The sequence below is a fragment of the uncultured Tenacibaculum sp. genome (assembly GCF_947495995.1).
In the GTDB taxonomy this organism is placed as follows: domain Bacteria; phylum Bacteroidota; class Bacteroidia; order Flavobacteriales; family Flavobacteriaceae; genus Polaribacter.
In genome coordinates, this window is record NZ_CANMAX010000003.1 from 497,317 (window position 1) to 520,451 (window position 23,135).

At 28.8% G+C, this 23,135-nt stretch carries 24 protein-coding genes; all 24 read right to left on the reverse strand.

The genetic code is table 11. The annotated features are described in order from the left end of the window. Positions 1–373 precede the first annotated feature (373 nt). The gene (locus Q1A15_RS11470) at positions 374–538 is read right to left on the reverse strand and encodes a hypothetical protein (protein ID WP_299623558.1); all 165 of its coding nucleotides are present in this window, start codon (positions 536–538) and stop codon (positions 374–376) included. 460 nt (positions 539–998) lie between these two features. Then, positions 999–1,160, reverse strand: coding sequence for a hypothetical protein (locus tag Q1A15_RS11475; protein ID WP_299623561.1), 162 nt, complete (start codon positions 1,158–1,160; stop codon positions 999–1,001). Between the two features lie 184 nt (positions 1,161–1,344). Beyond that, positions 1,345–1,500 carry a hypothetical protein gene (locus tag Q1A15_RS11480; protein WP_299623564.1) on the reverse strand — a complete coding sequence of 52 codons (156 nt, stop codon included), beginning with the start codon at positions 1,498–1,500 and terminating at the stop codon, positions 1,345–1,347. Positions 1,501–1,513: 13 nt separating this feature from the next. After that, complete coding sequence (locus tag Q1A15_RS11485; RefSeq protein ID WP_299623567.1) at positions 1,514–4,363, reverse strand: leucine-rich repeat domain-containing protein; 2,850 nt, start codon at positions 4,361–4,363, stop codon at positions 1,514–1,516. Positions 4,364–4,453: 90 nt separating this feature from the next. Then, positions 4,454–5,053, reverse strand: a complete 600-nt coding sequence (locus Q1A15_RS11490) for a response regulator transcription factor (RefSeq protein ID WP_299623570.1) — start codon at positions 5,051–5,053, stop codon at positions 4,454–4,456. Between the two features lie 6 nt (positions 5,054–5,059). Continuing rightward, positions 5,060–6,241, reverse strand: coding sequence for a sensor histidine kinase (locus Q1A15_RS11495; protein WP_299623573.1), 1,182 nt, complete (start codon positions 6,239–6,241; stop codon positions 5,060–5,062). 108 nt (positions 6,242–6,349) lie between these two features. After that, positions 6,350–7,189, reverse strand: coding sequence for a hypothetical protein (locus Q1A15_RS11500; protein ID WP_299623576.1), 840 nt, complete (start codon positions 7,187–7,189; stop codon positions 6,350–6,352). 138 nt (positions 7,190–7,327) lie between these two features. Next, positions 7,328–7,726, reverse strand: a complete 399-nt coding sequence (locus Q1A15_RS11505) for a heme-binding protein (RefSeq protein WP_299623579.1) — start codon at positions 7,724–7,726, stop codon at positions 7,328–7,330. Positions 7,727–7,843: 117 nt separating this feature from the next. Continuing rightward, positions 7,844–8,689: an AraC family transcriptional regulator gene (locus tag Q1A15_RS11510; protein WP_299623582.1), complete on the reverse strand. Its 846-nt coding sequence runs from the start codon at positions 8,687–8,689 to the stop codon at positions 7,844–7,846. A gap of 38 nt (positions 8,690–8,727) precedes the next feature. Next, the gene (locus Q1A15_RS11515) at positions 8,728–9,714 is read right to left on the reverse strand and encodes a hypothetical protein (RefSeq protein WP_299623585.1); all 987 of its coding nucleotides are present in this window, start codon (positions 9,712–9,714) and stop codon (positions 8,728–8,730) included. A gap of 31 nt (positions 9,715–9,745) precedes the next feature. Continuing rightward, on the reverse strand, positions 9,746–10,333 hold the full coding sequence (locus tag Q1A15_RS11520) for a hypothetical protein (RefSeq protein ID WP_299623588.1): 588 nt from the start codon (positions 10,331–10,333) through the stop codon (positions 9,746–9,748). Between the two features lie 104 nt (positions 10,334–10,437). After that, positions 10,438–10,947, reverse strand: a complete 510-nt coding sequence (locus tag Q1A15_RS11525) for a hypothetical protein (protein WP_299623593.1) — start codon at positions 10,945–10,947, stop codon at positions 10,438–10,440. 15 nt (positions 10,948–10,962) lie between these two features. Next, complete coding sequence (locus tag Q1A15_RS11530) at positions 10,963–11,565, reverse strand: short chain dehydrogenase (RefSeq protein ID WP_299623596.1); 603 nt, start codon at positions 11,563–11,565, stop codon at positions 10,963–10,965. A 3-nt stretch (positions 11,566–11,568) separates the two neighbouring features. Further along, complete coding sequence (locus Q1A15_RS11535; RefSeq protein WP_299623599.1) at positions 11,569–14,715, reverse strand: glycosyl hydrolase; 3,147 nt, start codon at positions 14,713–14,715, stop codon at positions 11,569–11,571. 126 nt (positions 14,716–14,841) lie between these two features. Then, positions 14,842–16,083, reverse strand: a complete 1,242-nt coding sequence (locus Q1A15_RS11540; RefSeq protein WP_299623602.1) for a S41 family peptidase — start codon at positions 16,081–16,083, stop codon at positions 14,842–14,844. A gap of 88 nt (positions 16,084–16,171) precedes the next feature. Next, on the reverse strand, positions 16,172–16,888 hold the full coding sequence (locus Q1A15_RS11545) for a GNAT family N-acetyltransferase (RefSeq protein ID WP_299623605.1): 717 nt from the start codon (positions 16,886–16,888) through the stop codon (positions 16,172–16,174). A gap of 11 nt (positions 16,889–16,899) precedes the next feature. Next, positions 16,900–17,841, reverse strand: coding sequence for an NAD(P)H-dependent oxidoreductase (locus Q1A15_RS11550; RefSeq protein WP_299623608.1), 942 nt, complete (start codon positions 17,839–17,841; stop codon positions 16,900–16,902). Positions 17,842–17,883: 42 nt separating this feature from the next. Continuing rightward, entirely contained in the window at positions 17,884–18,462 is a 579-nt protein-coding gene (locus tag Q1A15_RS11555) for an NAD(P)H-dependent oxidoreductase (protein ID WP_299623611.1), read from the reverse strand. 28 nt (positions 18,463–18,490) lie between these two features. Next, on the reverse strand, positions 18,491–18,844 hold the full coding sequence (locus Q1A15_RS11560; RefSeq protein WP_299623614.1) for a DUF983 domain-containing protein: 354 nt from the start codon (positions 18,842–18,844) through the stop codon (positions 18,491–18,493). 3 nt (positions 18,845–18,847) lie between these two features. Further along, positions 18,848–19,723 carry an SDR family oxidoreductase gene (locus tag Q1A15_RS11565; RefSeq protein WP_299623617.1) on the reverse strand — a complete coding sequence of 292 codons (876 nt, stop codon included), beginning with the start codon at positions 19,721–19,723 and terminating at the stop codon, positions 18,848–18,850. A 130-nt stretch (positions 19,724–19,853) separates the two neighbouring features. Further along, entirely contained in the window at positions 19,854–21,581 is a 1,728-nt protein-coding gene (locus tag Q1A15_RS11570) for a helix-turn-helix domain-containing protein (RefSeq protein ID WP_299623619.1), read from the reverse strand. Between the two features lie 199 nt (positions 21,582–21,780). Then, a complete protein-coding gene (locus Q1A15_RS11575) occupies positions 21,781–21,978 on the reverse strand; it encodes a hypothetical protein (protein ID WP_299623622.1) in 198 nt (65 codons plus the stop codon). A 1-nt stretch (position 21,979) separates the two neighbouring features. Further along, complete coding sequence (locus Q1A15_RS11580; RefSeq protein WP_299623625.1) at positions 21,980–22,435, reverse strand: hypothetical protein; 456 nt, start codon at positions 22,433–22,435, stop codon at positions 21,980–21,982. Positions 22,436–22,447: 12 nt separating this feature from the next. Next, the gene (locus tag Q1A15_RS11585; RefSeq protein ID WP_299623628.1) at positions 22,448–23,128 is read right to left on the reverse strand and encodes a hypothetical protein; all 681 of its coding nucleotides are present in this window, start codon (positions 23,126–23,128) and stop codon (positions 22,448–22,450) included. Positions 23,129–23,135 lie beyond the last annotated feature (7 nt).

The following is a 23,135-nucleotide window of genomic DNA, read 5'->3' on the forward strand; positions in this document are numbered from 1 at the left end:
GGAAACTTTAAAAATACATAGACTAGGATTGATACAAATAGATTTATAATAATTGTCTTTCTTTTTTCTTTGAAAAAAAAATGATAACAGTAATAAAAGAAACGCAATCACTCCTATAAGAGAGGCTGGTAATATAATCCAATGCAAAAGATGGTAAAGCCCATAAAGAGCTCTTGTTTTTCCAACTGCTTCTATAAAATTAATATATAGGTCAACTTGCATCCATAAACCTAAAAGGATTGAAATAATACTTAAACCAAAAGATAATCTTGAAATCAACATTTAGTGAAAGTAGTAAAAACAAAATAAATTAAAAGAGAAGAAAGCATGAAAGGTAAATAGAAGAAAAAAGCGACTCGAAAGTCGCTACAAATTAGCATGCTTCTCCACATGCTTCTACTCGATCTGAACCACAAGCGATAACAGTTTCACCTGTTAGGCAACGACAATAGAAACATCTAGAACTGCTGCCTCCTGAAATAAGTTGTTGTTTAGTTTTAGATAATTCAATTCCCAATTTAGAAACGTTTTTTAGCATAATAAAAAGTTTAGAAGGTTAATAAAGCAAAAAGATACAAAATAAAAACTCTTTAATATGAATGGTTTTACTTTCTGTCCTTAAAAAAATTATCGCTTCTTATTCCAAAAATTTTAACGCATTTAAGACAAATTAAAGTAACAATTACCATTACAATGATTATAAGAATAAACATATATGATTCCATGATTCAAATATATAAACTTAAAAAGTGATTAAAGAACTTTTATTAACCATTCAATTGCTTTGAATAACAAACAAATACTATTAAGAAAACATAATGAAAAAACACCTTGTTTTTTTTGAGTGCCAAGATTTTCTTTTTGGATTTTTAGATAAGTAAAGATAATAAGCTAAATATTCAATTATGAAAAAAACAAGAACTAAAATAATGCCAGCAATGTATGGATTCATAACAACTATTTTAAGCAAATATAGGAAATCAATTAAAATTTAGATTTTAATCATTATCAAATAGGTCAATGTCAAAAGAGTCTTCATCATTTTCATGTAAATGTGAATCAAAGTCAATTTCATTTGACTTTCTCTTATCGATAATCAATAAAAAAACTACTAATAAAATTAATCCAAAAAATACTATGTATCCCAAAATGTCAACCATTATTTAAATATAACCAAACTAAAAATAAAACAGTAGATTTATTGATAAAGTTTAAAAAAGATGTTTATACCGTTAAAAGTTACAAACTAAATTAAAAATGTAGGTTTTTATTAAAAATGAAGTAGAAAAAAGCGAGATAGAAAATACAATCTATCTCGCTTTTTTTAGCTAGTCGTGTATGGAATTAAAATCCGCTTCCTGGTGGTTCTGGACTAGCAGCTTGAGCTTTTTTAGGATGTAAAATTAAATAGGTGCCTAATGCTGTTAATGCAGTGTACTTTCCATATTTTCCTATTTTTTGTAAAGCTTCTTTTCTATTTATATTTTTCGATGCTTTCATACTTTTATATTAACTACTTAAATATTACTTTTTTTGTTATTGTTCCTTGTAAGCTTTCAACTTTTACAATGTAAACTCCGGTATCTAAACGATTTGGTTGTATTGTTAATATTCCTTGAGGAACAGCTACTTGTTTATAGACTTCATTTCCTAAAATAGAATGTAAACTCACTGTAACTTGCTTGTTTTTTACCAAACCTTGAATCGTAATTTCGTGTCTCCCTGACTTAACTATTTCTACGTTTTGTGTTAATTCAGTTTCATTTTCAGTGTTTAAAATTTTAGAAGAGGTATGTAAATAAAATCTTCCTATTCCTTCTAATTTACTTGTGGTTTTAAATCTGTATGACTTTTCTTTAGTTAAGTCGATAAATTTTCCTGTTGATGTATCTTCTAAGTATACGTTTAGATTAGCAGGAATATTATCTGTATCAACAGTTAAACTAATTTCTTTTCCTGCATCAGATTGTAATCCAACTGGTATCACTGTTGTTTCGTAATCCGAATCTGGTAACGATTGAATGGTGAAATCTGTATTTTCATTACCTTCAACGAGATGTGTAAATACATCAAAAGAAGCACCTTTAAAATTTCCAATATCATAACCAGGATCTAAACCTTTTGTAGTGTTATTGATATAATTAATTTTCGTAGTTACTTGAACATCATCTTGACTTGCTATTAAACGAATACTAGAACGGTTACGCTTTCTTGATAAAGTTGTCGTTGTAGCATTTGGTAAACGATGACTTTCTTTAAATGTAATTGATGAAACACCGGTGTTTGTTTTAATCATGAAACCTTGACCTACATTTAATAAAGTATCACTATCTGATAGTGATGTAGTAACATATTTGTTCTGACTGGCATCCCAAACATAAACACTTTGATAAAGCGGATCTAGTTTACTTAAGTTTTCTTGAATAAAGTTATTGTTTGAATTACCGTTAATAGCTAAGTAAGCAGTATAAGGGTTTCCAATGGTATTCCATTGATCTGCATTTACATCTACATCAATATCATCAGATTCAAAATTTCCTGTAAAACGAAGACTACCATTAGATGCTTTTGATACAACATACCCTTTTCCTTGTTTAAAACTATTTAGATGGTGTATGTAATTAGTTGTATAGTAAAACCATTTTGATCCTGCTGGTTTTCTATCGTTATAATAACCAAAAGCATATTTTTTAGGCGTAACACTCGTATTTACTCGAATATCATTTTCAGGATTATTAATAAAATCTTCAAAAGTTATATCTGGTATAGGAACCGAAATTAAATTCCATTGATTTGCTTGTACCCCCTTTTTTTTCAAAGTAATTTTTCTTTTTACAAAAGCAAAATCTTTTTCTGCTATATTTCCCTTAACTATTAGTGTTCCACTTGTGGTAGTAGAAGAATTTATAGCTATTGTGTCTCTATTATCTAAGTTTCCGTTTACAATAACAGCACCTTTATCTTTTATAAAAAAAGAAGATAACCTGTTAAGAAATAAATCATTCATTTCAACTGTAGTTCCTGAGTCAATTACAGGGAAATTATTTAAATAGCCAGGGATAATAATGTTTTGATTGTTAGATGGTAAAGAGTTTTTGTGCCAGTTTTTATTATTATTCCATTCGCTTCCCATCATTCCAGACCAAATAGCAATATTATTTATATCTATTTCTATTATAGAATTAAATTTTATCCATCCAGCATCAATGTATGCATCCATAGTGCCATAAGGAATGAATACATTTATCATGTGATCATTACTAAAAGGACTTTCTGATGGGTTATCACTTATTATTACTGGAGTATTAGCTTTCATGATAATAATATCAATAGGATTAGCCCAAAAAGCATCTTTATCGATATTCGTTACACTTTCTGGGATTATTATTGTGTTTAGTTTATTTTTTTCAAAAGCATATTCTCCTATTGAAGTAACACCATTAGAAATTGTCACGTTTGTTAATTTATTGTTACTAAACGCTAATCTTTCTATAGAGCTAACACTATTAGGAATGGTAATATTAGTTAATTGGTTGTTTTTGAAAGCATTTTTTTTAATATTAGTAATACCTTGTTCGAGAATTAAATTTGTTAATTGATTATTTCGAAAAGCAAAAGCTTCAATATTAGTAACATTACCAGGTATAGTTAAATCATTTAATTGATTTTCTTCAAAGGCATATTCCCCAATACTAGTAACACTATTAGGAATTAAAATACTTGTTAATTGATTATTACTAAAAGCATAATCTCCTATACTTATTATATTATTTGGAATGACAACATTTGTCAATTTATTATTTCGGAAAAGGGAATTCCCAATACTAGTAATACTATTAGGAATAGTAATATTGGTAAAATTATTGCTTGCGAAAGCAAAAGCACCAATACTAGTAACGCTATTGGGAATTGTAATACTATCATCTGTCAACTGATTACTACTAAAAGCTCCCTTTTCAATACTGGTAACATTATTAGAAATGGTTACTGATGTTAATTGATTACCTGTAAATGTATTCTCTTTAATAACTGTAACATTAATAGGGATATTGATTCTTACTAATTTGTTAAAACTAAAAGCGTATTTTTCAATATTATTAACGCTATTTGGAATTACAACACTTGTTAATTGATTATCCTTAAAAGCAAATTGGCCTATCTCAGTTACATTAAAAATAGTTCCATTATACTCAACTGTTGATGGTATTTCTAAATCTCCTGTATTAGTATTATCTAATATTTTTACTTCATTTTCATCAATACAACAAATAATTTGATACGTTATTCCGCTGAGTGTAAAGGTTTGAGCAAATCCAATAAAACAGATGGAGAGTGTAATAAGGGTAAGTAGATTTCTTTTCATTTTTAAAATTAAATTTAGAGTGCAATTTTATTGAAAGAAACCTCTTACGTCAATAACCCGATCAGGGGGTTTTATTATTGTCGCTTAGATTTAAATCAACTGATTTTTTAAAGCAAAAACAGTTAATTCTACAACACTAGAAACATTGGATTTTTTGAATATATTTTTTTTGTGACTTTTAACAGTATGATTAGAAATGAATAATTTATTTGCAATTTGATCTTCTGTTAATCCTTTTGAGATATAGTTTATAACTTCAATTTCTCTCACCGAAAAAAGATTTTTGGTGGTACTGGTATTTGAATTTGGGTTAACAGTATTAATTCCCATTTCTAAAGCAGCAAATAAAGATTTTTGATGTATAGGTTTTATAATGTATCCATTCGGCTTTACATCTTGAGCTCTTTTAATGGTTTTTTTATCTGCATATGCAGTAAGGAAAAAGATATACGGTGTGTAAATTTTCAAGATTTCTTTCGCTAACATTATACCGTCTTTATCTTCATTAATTCTAATGTCTAACAATAAAATATCAGGTTTTAAACTGCTGATTTTTTCAAAGGCAGTTTCCCAGCTTTTTGTTGATCCTAAAACTTCATAATTTAGATCTTCCATGATCATTTTAATTTCTTCAGAAACGATTAATTGATCTTCTACAATAAATGTTGTCATAGTGTTATTCTTTGTCATGGAGAATTAATTTTCGTAGCTATATGTTAATTGATACATAACACCGTTTTCGGTTTGTATCTCTAGTTTTCCGTTAATTTGTTCTGTTAAGAGTGTTATAATTTTTGAACCTAAACCTTTGAAGCTTTTTTCAGAATTTAAAATTCCGATTCCATTATCTTGAATGGTAAGTATTTTAGTTTTTTGATCAGAGGAATTGAATTCAATAGAAATTTTAGGATTTTTAATTCCAACGAAAGCATATTTAATAGAGTTCGTTATGGCTTCATTAATAATTAACCCGATATATAAAGCTTCATTAGAACTTAATTCTTTTTGTTCTATTTTTAGTTCATATTCAATTTCTGTTTCACTAGTATATTTAAAGATTAATCCAGCAACAATATCTTCTATATACTTTTGAAAATTTACAGTTTCATTGGAATCGTTTCGATATAACAGCGTATGAATTTTACCCATTGCGATGATTCTGTCTTTACTCGTATTTAATCCATCGATAGCAGCTTCGTCGTCTAATCTATTTGCTTGCAATCCTATTAAACTTGAAATTAATTGTAAGTTATTTTTTACTCTATGATTTAATTCATGCAGTAGGAATTCGATTCGTTCTGTTTTTTCGTTAGATTTTTTTCTCTCAAATTCATATTGATTTACCAGCCAACGAATAAGAATTATAAATAAGATTAGTACAATAATAAAACTTAAAGAAACATCTAAAAATCTTATAGATTCACTAGAATAGGGAACAACCCAGGTAGTGAATTTTTCTAAGAGAATTAACCCAGAAGCATTTAGTAAAGCAAAAATTATAAAGGAACGTAAATACTTTTCTTCAATAAAAATGATAAAGCTAGAAGCACTAACAAGTACATATAATAGCATAGCGCCTTTTAAACCACCAGATTGAAACCAAAGAATATCAATCATAGTAATAGAAAACACAACTATTACAATTGAAACTTGTTTGTATCTGTTTTTACAACGAGCATGATAGTAACAAATACTGTATACTAAACCAACGATTAAATTTAAAACATGTACTTCTATGTCTACATCTGCAACGATATTGATCACGGCAGAAGTTGAGCCAACTAAAATCCCTATGATGAGGACAATATTAATTAATTGATAGCGGAAGTTAACTTCGTTAGCATTGGTTAAAAGCAATGATAACTTTTTTATACTCATAAAACTGTTTTTGTACTTCAATTAAACATTTACGCTACAAATAAACCTAAATTTATCCTCAGTAAACGCACAAAACAGTTGTTGGTATAGTTAAATATTTTTTAAAATTTAACGAAAACGTTTGAGTAGAAATGATATTCTTTCGATGAATGATTTTTTAACAATTTTTGCTTCTGATGAATCGATCCATTGCTTGAATAATTCTATAAAAACATGTTGATTTATTAGAAAACCTTTGTTGATATAATCTATGATTTTTCCTTTTTTGAATAGAAATATTTCACCACCACCTTCAATTGCAACGCGACCTATTTCTTTATTATATTTATTTAAATATTCATTGAAGAATTGATATTCTTCATTTGAATTATTGATTAAATACTTAGGTAAACTGTTAAATTGTTTTTCTTGTAAAGCATTGAAAATTTTAGCTCTTCCAGCTCTCTCGTATCCACTCCAATCAATTTGTATATAGAGTACAGCTTTTTCTTCTTGTAGTAAGTTTTCAAATTGTTGCTGATTATCAATAATAATAAAATCACTTTCTTGTATTAAAGCGTTTAGTGATTTATTAGATTTCAACTTCTTATTGAGTTGAGTATTTTCTTTATTAACTTCATAAGATTCAGGAATTTCTTTAATGAATTCTTTTTCACGAAAAGCATCCATTCCTAAAGCAGTAATTTTACGTACGAGAATAATGTTCTTCTTAATTTCGTTTTCCGATAATTCTTTTGAAAGGTAATATCTGTTATCCCTGTAATGTATTTCTCTATCGGTTATTGTAGTTATTTTTTTGATAGTTTTTACAGGAATATTCTTTTTAATGAGAATTATAACAGTTGGTTTTGTATGATTTTCATTACGAATAAGTTGAATTTTATCGCAAGGAGCATCAATAACAATGTCATTAGTATTCTTTACTAAAGTATATTCTAAATATCTCAATTTTATCAGTAATAGTTGAGAAAGTTAAGGAATAAATTTTAATCGTATTTGTAACGATAGGTACTGAAGAATGCGTAAAACAAAAAAGCACAAAAGTAAAATTTACTTCTGCGCTCTTTTGTTTTGTAGTATAGTAACTTAAATAGTTAAAACTCCAGCTTCAGCAACAATATGATCGTTTTCAACAGTACTTCCACTAACACCTATAGCACCAATAATTTCACCAGATTCGTTTTTAATTGGTACACCACCAGGGAAAGTAATTAATCCGTTGTTAGAATTTTCGATATTAAATAAAGGTTGTCCAGGTTGTGATAACTCACCAATATTACCAGTATTCATATCAAAATAACGAGCAGTTTTTGCTTTTTTGATAGAAATATCAAGTGAACCTAACCAAGCTCCATCCATTCTGCTGAATGCAACTAAATTAGCCCCAGCATCAACAATAGCAATATTCATTTTAGTATCAATAGCTGTAGATTTTTGTTTTGCAGCTGCGATAGCTTTTTCTGCTTGTTCTAAAGTTATATTCATTTTTTCGTTGTTTTAGTATTGTAATTAATTTGATGCAAATGTATTACGAGAGTTCAGATTCGTATTTACTAAAACAGTTCAATAACTTATGAAAAAAGGTCAACTTGAAAAATGATTTTATTTTTGATTTATAATTTGATTCGGACTTACACCAAATTTATTCTTGAACGCAGTGCTGAAATTAGATAAGTTGTTGTATCCGAAATCTAGATAAATATCTGAAGGTGTACTTGTGCTTTCTTCTAGTAACTCTTTAGCCTTATTGAGTCTTTTGTCTTGAAGCCATTTTCCTGGAGAAACATTATATTCTTTAACAAAATGACGTTTGAAAGTAGATAAACTCATGTTGCATAAAAATGCAATTTCCTCAAGTTTTAAGTTAGAATGAATTTTGCTTTCAATAATTTTTTTGAAAGGTGAACTTTTTTCAATAATTAAAGAATGCAAGTAAAATTCAAATTTCTGTCCATATTTCTGAAGTAAATACAGCATTAATTCTTCAAATTTTATAGCCAGCAAATTCTCATTTAATGCCATCGGAATTTCATTAATTGCTGATAATGAATTTAAATATGAAGAAATATAAGCGTCGTTTTTAATAGTGAAATATGGAGATTCTTCTTTTACTGTGATATTATTCTTAGTGTGTTTTTCAAGGAAGTTTTTTAAAACTTTTTCAGAAAAGAATAAAAGTTTACAATAATATTCAGCTTCAGTATCTAATAATTCTGTCCATAACCAATTCCCTTTTTTCAACAATAAAGACTGATCTCTATTTACAGCTACAGATGTGCCTGCAAAATGGACTTGCTTTTTACCAACTTGTAAAAAACTGAACATGTTCATTCTCAGATTAACTTTACTTTTAACAACATCACTTACCATTTTAAAATCATAAACAAATACATCAGGATTTTTATTATCATCCTTAATGTAAATCTCTGGAATATTTTCTATTGGCATGAGTGTTTGACTAGTAGTTTACGATAAAGCTAAATTAACTAATCTTTTTCTTTTGCTTGTTTCAATATCCAATCCATAAGTTCTTTTTTATCAATATCATTCCAAGTAGATTGTGCATTTTTCTTTTTTTGTGACGGTTTCGGTTGTACAACAATCAGCTCTGTATTTTGATTTCCTGCAAGCTTTAATTCTGCTAAAAAACCAACAATATCTGTAGTGTTGTTTTCGTATAGTGTTCTTATATATTTTTCTAATCTATACTTTATTGCAGGCTCAGCATAAGCTCTAACAGCATAATTTTTATACGTAGCAATATTTCGATTTTCTTCATCAAAATAGCTATATGGAGAAAACTCATGATAACGATTAGGAACAGTTTTAGGTGTGCCTTTCAAATGTGTTTCTAACATATAGTTCATCAGTTTTGCTTCCCAAAGATTAATCTTATTTATTCTAATATCACGTTTATGTTGATGCCATTTTCTTGTCCAGTCTAAAGTGAAATTACAGATTACAATTCCTTTGGTATTTAGCTGAAATTCTAGTTTGATTTTTTTTATAAATTGAATGTATTGCATTGCTCTATGACCAACCAAACTAGCACCTAAAAAGAAAATGTTTTTATTAGGTAAGTCATATTTTTCAAATACTTCTTTAATGGTTTTATGAGCAGAAAGTATAGAAGAATTAGAAAAGTAAAAATCAAGCGGGATTTCTGTTGAAATTGATAAAACAGCAAAATCTTTTTGAGAAGCTAAATCGTACATTTGTTTCGCACTTCTATTTTTTTGATCATATTTAGAATCTTCAAAGAAAACTAAGACACCTTCTACAGTTTTATTTTTAGGCAACATTAATGTGTAACCACTTTGAATAAAAGGTAAAAAGTCTTTATCACCAATTCCAATTCGTAAACTGTCATTTTTCAACGGTTTATAATCTTGACTTATTTCTTGTGAATGAATATTACTTACGTAAAAAAAAGATAACAAGAGTGTGATTAGAAGTTTTGTGAGTGTTTTCATAAATGTTTTATAACTTATAGATAGTGAAGATTTATAATCGCTTGATGTATTTTTGATTGAAAGATTCTTTAATCCATTTAGCTATTTCATTAACTTCAATTTCATTATTTTTAATTGTTTTCTTTTTTTTAACTTCTTTTCTAACCTCAACCATTTTTTCTGATAAGTCAATTGTTTCAATAAGGTTTCCTTTATCAAAAGTAAGTTCAAAAACTTTTTTGAATTTCCAAGCAGGGTGGAACCCCATATGCACATATAAATCTCTTATAAAACCTTTACCAATCAATATTGATCCCGTATATACTATTTTTAAATCTACATTTTCATATGATTTATTAAAGAATGACCTTTCTTTAGTATTAAGGTTAGGTTTAACTCCGTTTATTTTCGGACCAGAAATATCTTTCTCAATATTAGCATCGTTTACATTAAATTTTTTAAGTACTAATTCATTATTTACTATTGAAAATATTCTGTAAAAACCTCTCCAACATGCAGAAGAAGCTCCTTTAGGAGTAATTTCATAATCACCAGGATAAAAAGGAATTTTATCTGTAAAACCAGTTAAAGAAAAATCTTCACCATTAAAAATAAAGCCATCAGATATTTGTGCAGTCATGTTTACAATTTTTTGTTTGTAAACATAAATAAAAACTGAGTTCTTTTATGATTTGAACTGTTATAAATTATTTAATAAAAAACTAAATAAACTATTAAGTTTAGTTATTTCATCTTTTTTCTATTCAAACTGAAATTTATAGAAAAGTTTAAAATAGCTGAGTTTACGGGCTTAAAATTTTTATTGGATAAAATTACATGAGGATTAATAGTTAACTTAAATTTTTCTCCTCCAATTCCAATGAAAGGAACAAATCTTACAGTCCAATTATCAAAATTAGTATAACTTATTAGTTCAGCTCCAAAAGCAAGAAACTGATAATATAAAGTTCCGCTAATTTTAGGTCCGATAATAAAGTCATTAGTATTTAAACCAATTTCAGTACCAATACCATATTGATAACCGCCTCCATGTCTTCCTCCGTAAACAGATTTATTAACTCCTAAGTCAAGAAGGTGAAAGTCTTTGTCTGTAGCATTTCCAAAACTATAATTATATCCAGCGTTTATATTTAGAGATTTGAAATAACCATAATCTCTTGATTTTTTTTCAACCTGTGAAAAGCTGGAAATTATACAGCAAATTAAAAACAAAAGTGTAAGAATGTTTTTCAATTTAATATTTCATTATTATTCATAATACCTAATAATTTGACCTCTTACTTTGCCTTCGACACTTCTAGCATAAGCATTAATAACTTTATACATGGGAACAGGGTTGTGACCAGGAAAATAATCTTTATACTTTTCATATGCATCTTCAACCATTCCTAAAGAAACTACATTTACTCTAATTTCATTTTCTAGTTCAAGATCAACAGCTTTTACGAAACTATGAATAGCTCCGTTTACCATTGCTGCACTCGTTGTTTTTTCCACAGGATCATCAGCTAAAATTCCAGTAGACAAGGTAATTGAACCTTTCGGATTCAAGTATTTTCGACCAATTCTAACAACATTTACTTGTCCCATTATTTTACTTTTCAAACCAATGTAGAAATCATCTTCAGTAAGTTTATCAAAATTATCCCATTTGGCTTCACCTGCAATACAAACAATAGCGTTTAGTTTTCCTATTTTTTCAAAAGCTTCTTCTATCGATTTACTTTGAGCTATATCAATAAGAACATCACCATTGGTTCTACCGCCAATAATCACTTCATGTTTTTGCTTAAAATGATCAGTTACTTTTTTTCCAATGGTTCCGTTTCCTCCAATGATTAATATTTTCATATGCTAGTTTTTATTTTCAATAATTAATGCTGGAATATTTAACGATTTGTACAAACTATTATACTGGCTCATTTCCGTATTGATTATCGCATCTCGTTCTTTTTTATAAACTTGCCAATCGTTCATAAGATCGTTAAAACGTTCTTTCGCTCCTTTGGTAACTTTAGGATCGGCCTGATCGATATAATTTAAAAGTTGTAATAATTGCGAGTTTAATTTGTTATTGAAATTAATAACATCTTGAAACGTTTTTTGCTTTTCTTGTATTAAGTTTTCTTCCCAAGTTTTGATACGCTTTAAAAGTTTTTCTCCTTTATCAATAAGAGGTTTTGCATCGCTATTACCTTTTAAAAGTTTAGCATAACGGTGTAATTGTTTTTTTACCGAACGTAATTGATTTACAGATGTGTGCATTTCTCTTAAAGTAGTTTCAATACGAACTAGTATATTTTGTTGTTCTTTAAAATCTTGCGGAGTAGATTGAATTGCAGGATTTGGTAGAATCATAGCTTCTGTTGAAACAGTTTCTCCTTCTAAAGAAAGCTTTAGTGTATAATTACCAGGAGCTACACTAGATCCTGAAAGTCCACCAAAAACAAAAACCTTATTAATAGCAGGAATAGCTTCTCTATTAAAATTCCAAGTGAATCTATTGAATCCTTTTTTTGAAGGAAGAATTTGTGGTCTAGATGGTCCACCAGGCCAAGATTTAAATCCTTTTGGTTTTTTATTGGTGTAGGTTCTAATAACTTTTGAACCTTCTAATATTTCTAGTTTTAAATCTAACGTATCTACTTTTTTATCTAAATAATAATCGAAAGTTACACCACTTTTAGGATTTTGTCCTTGTCCAACAGCTCTAGAAACACCACCAAAAATTCGATAACTTGGCTTTGGTTTAAAAATTTGAATTGCTTTTTTATTTGAAGACATGTTTTGTAATACACCTAAATCATCTAAAATCCAGAAACCTCGTCCAGATGTAGCCGCAACCAAATCATTATCTTGAATAGTTAAATCGTTAATAGCTACCACAGGTAGGTTCAGTTTTAAACGTTGCCAATATTTTCCATCGTCATTAGAAACGTATAAGCCAGTTTCAGTTCCAGCATATAATAAACCTTTACGTTTTTTATCAGCTCTTACAACTCGAGCAAAACCATTAGAATCATTTAATCCGTTTACAATTTTAGTCCATGATTTTCCGTAATTGGTAGTTTTAAAAATATACGAGTTTAAGTCTAACGATTTATATCGCATAATTACAATATAAGCGGTTGCTGGATTGTGTTCAGAAACTTCAATACTATTTATAATTCCATCAGAAATTCCTTTCGGAGTAATATTTTCCCAATCCGCACCTCCATTTTTAGTAATGTGTAACAAACCATCATCACTACCAGCGTATAAAACTCCTTCTTGATGTTGAGATTCTACTAAAGCCGTAAGTGTATTGTAATTTTCTCCACCAGCAGCTTCGTTAGTGTAAGGTCCACCACCCGGACCATGTTTATCTTTTTCGTTTTTAGTTAAATCTGGACTAATTGTTGACCAGCTAATTCCTTCGTCTGTAGTTTTAAAAACAATATTTCCTGCATGATAAATCGTTTTTCTATTATGAGGAGAAGAAATAATTGGTGCATTCCAATTGTAACGATATTTTGAATCTTTAGGCGCAATACTTAATCCTAATTCAGGATATTCTTTTAAAGCTTTTTGAGCTCGAGAAGATTTTGTCCATTTACTAATATTTCCTTGGTAAGTTCCACCGTAAACAGTTTCTGGATTATCTGGATCAAAAGCGATAAAAGCACTTTCACCACCAGCAACAGAATACCAATCCTTCCAATCGATTCCGCCATCATTTGTTCTACTCGCTATTGCAATTGCAGAATTATCTTGTTGTCCACCATAAACATTATAAGGAACTAAATTATCTGTAATTACACGGTAAAACTGAGCAGTAGATTGATTTTGTTGTGTACTCCAACTTTTTCCACTATTGAAAGAAATATTTGCTCCACCGTCGTTAGAATTAATCATGTTTGTGTTGTCATGCGGATTAATCCATAAATGATGATTGTCTCCATGAGGAACTGGAATATTAGAAAAACTTTTTCCTCCATCAATAGATTTCATTACTGGAGCATTTAATACGTATACAATATTTTCATTCTGAGGATCAGCAAAAATCTCCATATAATACCAAGAACGTGCAATATTTACTCTATTTCCATTTACTTGTTTCCATTTTTTACCAGCATCATCAGAACGATACACACCACCTTTTTTACCTTCAGCTTCAATAACAGCAAAAACTTTTTCAGGATTTGCTCTAGAAACAGAAATACCAGATTTTCCAAAATCTTTAGGTAAACCAACTTTCATTTTAGTCCAAGTATCACCACCATCAACAGATTTGTATAAACCAGAATGCTCACCACCAGATTTAATAATCCAAGGAAAACGTTGATGTTGCCACATTGAAGCATATAAAATTCGTGGATTTGTCATGTCCATAGACAATGAAGAAGCTCCTGTAGTTGTATTTATATATAAAACTTTTTTCCAAGTTTTTCCTCCATCAAGAGTTCTATAAATTCCACGTTCTTCAGTTGGTGCATACTGAGCACCTTGCGCTGTTATGTAAATAATATCTGGATTTGTTGGATGAATAACAACATCAGAAATATGACGTGTTTTTTCTAAACCTAAATGTGTCCAAGTCTTTCCTGCATCCATAGATTTATATACACCATTTCCCATAGATGTCATAACTCCACGAGCAGCATGTTCTCCCATACCAACAACAACGATATTAGTATCACTTTCTGAAACTGCAATGGCTCCAACAGAACCCGTTTTAAAATATTTGTCAGAAATATTTTTCCATGTAATTCCAGCATCTGTTGTTTTAAAAACACCTCCACCAGTTGAACCCATGTAATAGGTGAGTGGCTGACCAATAACTCCTGAAGATGTAACACTTCTACCACCTCTAAACGGACCGATATTTCGCCATTTTAAACCATGAAATAGAGAATCTGTAATTTCTAAATCTGGTTTTTGAGCTTTTCTTTTTCTCTTTTGTGCGTTATTAGTTAAAGGCAATAATAGTACACAAATGAGTAACAGTTTAAGTGTTTTCATGAGGTTGTTTCGTTTGGTTGATTAGATTTTTGAAAAAAAGAAATGTTTTACTTTTTATCAATGATCTAAAATTAAGTAATTCAATTGATTTATAGGAGTTAAAATTTTACTTGAATTACTTGGGTCTTATTGCTTTTTGATATCGTCAATAACCCATTGTAGCATGTTGTCAATACCATTAATATAACTTTTCCAATCGTATTGAATAACAACATCTGGTTGTACACCAGCTGTTACTTTCTCTTGAAATCTGAATAATCGCTTAGAATAGGTAACAGTTCTACCAGAATTTGGTAATGTAAATTGTCCCATATCTTGATAACCTGTAGGATTTGAACCTGTAGGCTCTCCAACAATTTTTGCGTTTAACATTTGTCGAAACTGAGCAGCATTAGTTGTTGCTGCAGAAAACGTAACCTTATCAGTTAAGACATAAACACCAGATCTCCAATTGATACTATCGGCTAAGTTTAAATAATAAGCTAAAAAAGTACCTATAAAAAAATCACCTCCACCGTTATTTCTTAAATCAATAACAACTTGTTTTGAAGCATTTTCGTTGATAAAAGTTAAAACTTTTAGACCAAATTTTTCCATGTCTTCAAATGAAGGATAACTTTCAAACTTTATATAAACTGCTTTAGTATTTTGTATCTGGCTAAACCAGAGAAAGTTATGTTTTGTGTCTTTAGGTTTTTGTATTTCAGGAGTTGAGGTAGAAAAAGATTCGAATGCTGTTGTAGAATAGTAATCTTTATCAATAATGGTTTTTAAAGATTTTTTAGTTTCATTTTTAGCATCATCAATAAAAGTAAAATTCGCTTCATTAATACTATTAGTCAACTTTAGCCCAAATAGAATTTCTGAGGTACTTAAGTATCGACTAGTTCGTATGGTTTTTGATTGTTTATTCTCGATATATTGAGCAACTTTACTTACTTCTTTTGCGATTTTATCGATAGGTTTATTGTCAATTTCTATTAAGATTTTTCCTAACAAATCTTTATGCTCTTGGGTAGTTTTAATTACTCTCCATTGCTTATTAATTTTATACAATTCTATAGGGAATAAATGAGTTTTCATCCCTCGTAATGAAAAAGCAGTATGACCATCTCCAATTTTACGAGTTAATCGCATTAGATCTATAATAACCTCTAATTCAGTTTTGTTATCCAGACCAGATTGTATCTTTTGTAATTCATTTTCAAATTGAGTTTTACTTATGTTATGATAAAGATCAATATGAAGTTTTTCTAAATTAGTTTTATAGGCTTTTAAATCTTCCGTCCATTTTACAACATCGATTTTTTGAGCATAAATATTTGAAAGAAATAAAAAAGTTAAAGCAGTAATAACGTTTTTGAACATAATGAATTTTTGCTGTACTAGTTTCATAACATGTGAAATGAGATTATTAGAAATTAGATGTAATCTGTTTGTTTTTATTGAAGTTAAATTAGAAAAGACCTTTATAGGAATTCAAATATCCATTATTTGTGAAACCATATTTTTTATAAATAGGCGCACCATATTTAGAAGCAACTAAATGGACAGTTTTGCTATTATTTATACAAGCATTATACAGTAAATGTTCAGTCATTTCTTTTCCAAAACCTAATCCTCTATATTTATGATTTACTCCAATCATATGTAACCCAGAATTACCTTTACTATCTAAAAATAGAATTCCGCAACTCGCATATTGATCTTTGTGTTTTCCTATGAAAAGCTGGACTGAATTATTTTGTAATACATTACTTAATGAAGATTTGTCTATTGTATAACCAAAAGCTTTAGAAGCTATAGTTGTAAAATGATGTAAGCCTATTTCGTCTGTAACTTTAGTAATGTTAGCAGAAGGTTTAAAAGACATATGAGATGAAATGTTTAATGACATGGCTTCAACAACAGAAGATTTTATAAAACCATGTTCTTCCAACTTTGTGTTTAATTCGTGGTTACTTTCAATAGCTATAGCTCTTGGAAGTTTATGCTGAATAATGTCTTTTTTCAATTTTTCAATATCTACATTTTGTAGGTTGAAAATTTTAAAAGGCCAATTTCCTTTTTGGGGTTGCAGTACAGTATACCCGTCAAATAGACGGATATACGTACCAACCTTCCCTAATAAACACCAAAATTCAAATTGATGCACAATTGTTTTAGATTCCATAACCTATGATTTTATGAAGCTTTTACTAAAGCTGCTGAATCTTCGTAGAATCTATATTCTTTAATCATCTGATCTTCTATGACACAATATTGAATCCAGTTACTATTAAATAATTTGCCAGAATCTTTTACAAGATGTGAAAATGTTCCTTTAGCAATTACAATATTGTTTTCGGCTTCTGTAATTGTATCTACGGTAAAGTCTTTAGTCTCAAAAAGAGATACGATATTGTTTAAAAACTGTTTTGCTTCTTCTCTAGATCGGTAAATTCCATGTAGCGTTTCGGTAGAACGCTCTTCTTCTTTTACACTTACGATATAGCAATTAGGATGAAATGTATTGAGTACACTATTTAAGTCTCCTTTTGTAAATGCATCAAAATATGATTCGACCACTTTTTTATTATTCAGATAAAGTTTATGTTCATCAACAAATAAAGAAAAAGCTGTGTCAAGTTTTTCGATTTCTAAATCATTAGTAATTATTGTTTTATGATTATCGAAATTAGAATTAAAATCGCCTAAAGAATAACTTGCTTTATAATTTCCACCCCAAATTGGAACTAATTTGGAAAGAGTTTTTAAATGTGTACTTGCTCCTGTAATTCCTGGTGAAGTACTCAATAAAAGTACAGGTTTACTGTCGAAAAATTGTTGAGTAATAACAGATAACCAATCTAACGTATTTTTAAAAAAAGCAGTAGGCAAACCATTGTGTTCTGGAGAAGCAATGATAAAACCATCGCTTTCTTTAAAAATATTATACAAATCTAGAATAGCTTCAGGAATTCCTGCTGTAGCTTGTATTTCTTGAGAATAAATAGGAGCATTAAAGTTTTTTAAATCTATAAATCGAATGTTGTAATCCGAATACTTTTGAATAACAGCGTGAATTAATTTTGTATTTATAGAATCTGGATTATTGCTTCCAGAAAAGGCTAAAATATTTTTCATGATTATAATTGTTTAATCTATAATTGAGCTTTTGTTCGTTTTTTATTCAAGGTTTTCACCAAGTTGACTTATTTTATACAACCACTTTTTACGTTGTTCTGGTGATGAATCTTTAATTGGAGCTAAATAAGTTGTCTTTACAGGTTTAATTCCGCAAAATTCTAACACTCCTTTTTTCATCTGATTAATTACAGGTTTCTTCATGACTAGATTATGATACCAACTCACAGTATCTGCTGTAATAATCATTCTAGAAGTTTTTCCTCTGAAAAGTTTCTTAGGAAAGATTTTTCCTTCTTCATATTTAAATGCGATGTTTGGAAGAAATACTCTATCAATAAAACCTTTTAAAATTGCAGGTGTACCATACCACCACATTGGAAAAATCCAAACAATATGATCTGCTTCTTTTATTTTTAAAATAGCATTTTCTAAATCTGGTTCTAAAGGATAAGGTATTCGATAACCATATTTTAAGTTGAGATCAAATTTTAAATCAATTAAGTTTAAAACATCAACATTTGCTTCAGCCATAATAGCACCTTTCATATAACTTTTTGATAGTGCCCAATTGAAACTATCTCGATCTGGATGACCATTTATTATGAGTATATTTTTCATGTGTTCTAAGTGTTATTAATAAAATAGGTTAGCTGTTTTTGAGTAAGTAAATCCATATAATTCTAGATACTCTCAGATTAAAAGAAGACATTAAAGCTAAAACTGTAATTAGAGCGATTAATATGTTAAGATGAAATATAGTATTGTAGAAAAACGAACCAATAATTACAGTGATTAGAATTTCAATAACATTTAGCGCATAACTAACATACATTGCTCCAAAGAAAAAACCTGGTTCCTTTTCAAATTTAAAACCACAATGATTACAAGATTTATGCATCTTATTGGTTGTGAAATTGAAATAAATATTCTTGTTGCTATAAATATGTCCGTGATCACAATTCGGACATTTATTCGTGAGTATCTTTTTAATGGTAGACATTACTTATTTTTTATTTTGAATTTCCTCCATATAAAAATCAAGAAGTTTATGACTTCCGTAGCGTTGAGCTACATTATCTTCTTTCATAAGTGTTAGAAAGAATTCAATAGGTCCGTATGTTTTAACTGAAGTCAGTTTTCTTAATAACCAAATAGTTACAGTTCGCATCCAATTTGGTAAATGAAGAATTTTAGCTTTTCGATTATGAGCTTTAAAAGCCATTTCTGCAATTTCATTTTGTGTAAGTACTTCAGGACCTCCAACAGAAATTTCTTTAGTGTTACTATTTACTAAGTCTAAACAGATTTCAGCAAGATCGGCTCCATGAATTGGGTTTAGTAATTGTTGACCATCGCCAAATAGAAAAACTTTTCCTTTCTCAGACATCTCTAAGAAATCTTTCATATCAGAAAAGAAACCATTCGGACGAACAATAGTATAATCGAGTCCAGAACTTTTTAATTCATCAACGAAAGCTTCTTTAGCTTCCATAATTTTCAGTTCTCGATATTTATCACCATTAATAACCGAAACATAGATGAATTTTCGAACTCCCGCTTTTTGAGCTTCTCTTAACAGATTCACATTCGCAGCATAATCTACATCCATGTAAGTCAGTCCATCTTTTTGTCGTGTAATTCCTACAGTAGAAATAACAGTATCAACACCAATACAAATCCCAGATAAAGTTTCAGGTTTTGTTACTTCTGCTTTTACTATTTGTGTAGTAGGAGAGTTGAATTGTTCTAACTTTTTAGTATTACGAGCAATTAATTTTGCAGATAATTTTCTTTTCTTTAATTCTTCAGATATATGTCTTCCAAGATATCCAGTAGCTCCTGCGAGAAGAATTGTTTGATTATATTTTTGAGACATCATTAATTTTTTTTGATGCAACAAATGTCTGATGAATAAGGAAGGCAATCGTTCTAGAATGAGATTCCGAACTTATGAAGTGAGATATAGAACTTTTTTACATTAAAAAATGAAAAAAATGACTGAAATTAGTTTAAGAATTACTTTTTAACCAAGCTTTTGGCGTTACACCTTCTACTTTTTTAAAGTAAGTATTAAAAACTGTTTTAGAGTTGAAACCGCTATCGAAAGCCAATCCTAATAAAGTAACATGTTTGTTTTCTGGTTTAATCGCAATTTCTTTAAAATGATTTAAACGATAACTATTAATAAGCTCATTAAAATTCGTACTTAAGTTGTCGTTAATGAACTTAGATAGTTTATTCGGATTTATTCCTAATTCTTTAGCTAAAGAACGTAGTGAAATTTCTGCGTTTAAAAACAGTTTAGCATCTTTCAATAATTTTTCTAACGCTATGTTTAATTCTGATAATTCATCGTTTGTAAAAAATGATGAACTATTATTTGAAGGTTTGGATGAAGTAGAAGCTGTAAAGTGATTGTTTTGAAAAGTAACTTCAACTAGTTTTTGATATCTTTTTGTAGTTCGTAACGGTTTTAAAAAAGGATCAAATTGAAAGTTTATAACCTGTCCAATTCTATTGCTTACATGATTTTCAAGTTTACTTAAAGCTACATCTGTTTTGTTTGAATATACTAAATAATACAAATCCCAAAAAACCATTAAGTTTTCATTATCAGATAAAAGGAAGTTATCAAACTCTATTTGTTGATCGTTGTTAATTGCGTTAAAAATTTGATCAATTATAATAACGTATTTATCACTTAAAAACGTTTTGGCAAAACTAATAGCACTGGTTTTGTTATTTTGAAAAATATAACAAGCTAGTTTTAAATGTCTACTTAAATCGAAGCTATTGTCAATTTTTAAAGAGCTCTCAAAACATTTAATAGCTTTATCGTACTTTTTAGTTAGAAAGAAAATATTTCCTCTTGTATAATAATGATTAGGTGAAAGCGGATTTATTTTTAAAATATGATCTGTTTCTTGTAAAGCTTCATCAAACATTCCATTGGCTGTGTATAATTCAGCAAGAGCTTCGTTTGCTTCACTGAAATATGGATTTACAGCTAAGCACTGTTTAAGTTCTTCATATCCTATTTTAAATTCCCAGTTTCCCCAAAAACTAATGGTTGCTTTAGCAAAATGTCCCATGTACGATTCTGGATTTAAAGCTTTCCCTTTTTTTACAAATAGTTCGGCTTTTTTTAATCCTTCAATTCTATCTACATGACGCCAACTTGCAATAATAGCATAACACCAACCAATGGCTACTAACGGATCTGCATAATTCGGATCAATGCTTGCACTTTTTTCATAAAAGGTAATGGCACGTTCCATATTAATCAAATTCCAACTTAACTGTAATTGCCTACCTTTTAAATACCATTGATAAGCTTTAAGATTTTGAGTATGAATTGTTGCTAAAGAATCTTCAATTTCAATATGACCAAAATTCTCTCGGATTTTTTCTGCAATTAAAACACTAATTTCATCTTGCAAAGCAAAAATGTCGTCTATTTGACGATCAAATTTTTCAGACCATAATAAAAATCCAGTATCTGTTCTTGTTAACTGTGTAGAAATTCGAATTCTATTTTTTGAAATTCGAATACTTCCTTCAACAGCATTGGTAACACCTAATTCATTACCAATTTTTCGAATATCAATTGGTTTGTTTTTAAAAGCAAAAGAAGAGGTTCTGGCAGTAACTTTTAAACCTTCTATTTTAGATAGCGCATTTATGATTTCTTCTGTAATTCCATCAGAAAAATAATCATATTCATCGCTACCACTCATGTTTTTAAATGGTAAGACAGCAATCGATTTATCTATATCTGTTATGTTATTACTAAAACTTTCCAAAGAAAATTACACAAAGAAATTAAGTTACGAAGTAATAAATATAAGGTTAAAGTTGTAGACTAACAGTAAAATTGATTTTAGAACAAGTAAAATGTTGTTTATCAGTTAAAAATTAAAAGTCAAAACTTTTAGATTATTGTTTAGGAAACTGTCTTGTTTTGTAAATACCAACACCGCCTAAGTATGTTAAGAATACACCAAAAAATGCAACAACATATTTATTCATTACATGTTGATTAAAAGCAACAAAGAATATGATGTATAAACCAAGAAGTAAAAATATTCCAAAAATTATATAAAGTGATTTAGGATTTGTAAAACCAATTTTCATACTAAAGTTTTATAATATTATTAATTTCATCAAATGGAGTAAGAATAAGTTCAGGAAGAGGCATCGTTAATTTATTCTTAGTAATTAATTTCTGATTTCTATACAATCGATAATCTTCGATGTTTACTACAATTGAATCTCCAATTTTCACATTATTAATTGAATTAAAAACTAAATCTGCTTGTCCGTTTTTTATAACACCTAAAAATCGTTTACGTTGCTCTCTTTCATCATATTCTTTTGTGTTAGTTTTATCAAGTTTAATGGAAATTACACCAAAATTATGGCCATATTTTAAAGCTTCAAAAGCCGTGATTTTTCCATTTAATTTAATATTTACAGTTTTATAATATGTAACGTCATCTTTGCTGGCGTTTACTTGTTGTCTAAAAAACATAATGAATACAATTAAAAGTATTCCAAGAATTAAAAGCGTTGATTTGTTACTTAGTTTCATAGTTTTCTAATATTATTTGCTAATAAAATCTGTTTCCAGAAAATTAATTTCTTCTTGTTTAGATATGTTGTTAGATTGATGTAGAGGTTTCAAAGATAACATCATAGAATTAATGACTCGAGTTTGATGTAAATCTTGCTCAATAATTTCAGCTTTGTGTAAAACTCCAAAAGTTTTATTGCTGTTTAAATCGCTATTATTGAGCAGTACTATTTGAAATGTATTGTTGTTGAAATTTTCAATTTCTTGGATATAGGGTTGAAGTAAAGTTTCTCCATCTTTAAATATTGGATTGTGCAATTCGTAATATTTATCGACAGGAATGTTTTTATCTGATATGAGTTGATGATAATCAGCAAACGATAATTTACTTTTAATTTTAGAAGGCTCGTAGCCTAACATTAAAAAAGAATCTGAAGGTGCATTATCTCTATGGAATTTAGTCGTGTTTTGTTGATCGAACCTTCCTAACCAAAAATAATCTAATTCTTTAGTAAACTTATGGACACATTTTTCTGATAATCCTTTTTTAATATCAACCATGTGTTTTCTCAATATACTAGAGTTTATGTTCCTTTCAAAAGAGATAACTATAAAACCATAGTCGTTATAATTATCTCTAAATACACTTGAAAATATTTTTTCTAGATGTTCTTGAGTTACTTTTTCTGATATTTTAATATGAAAGCTCATAGCTTTT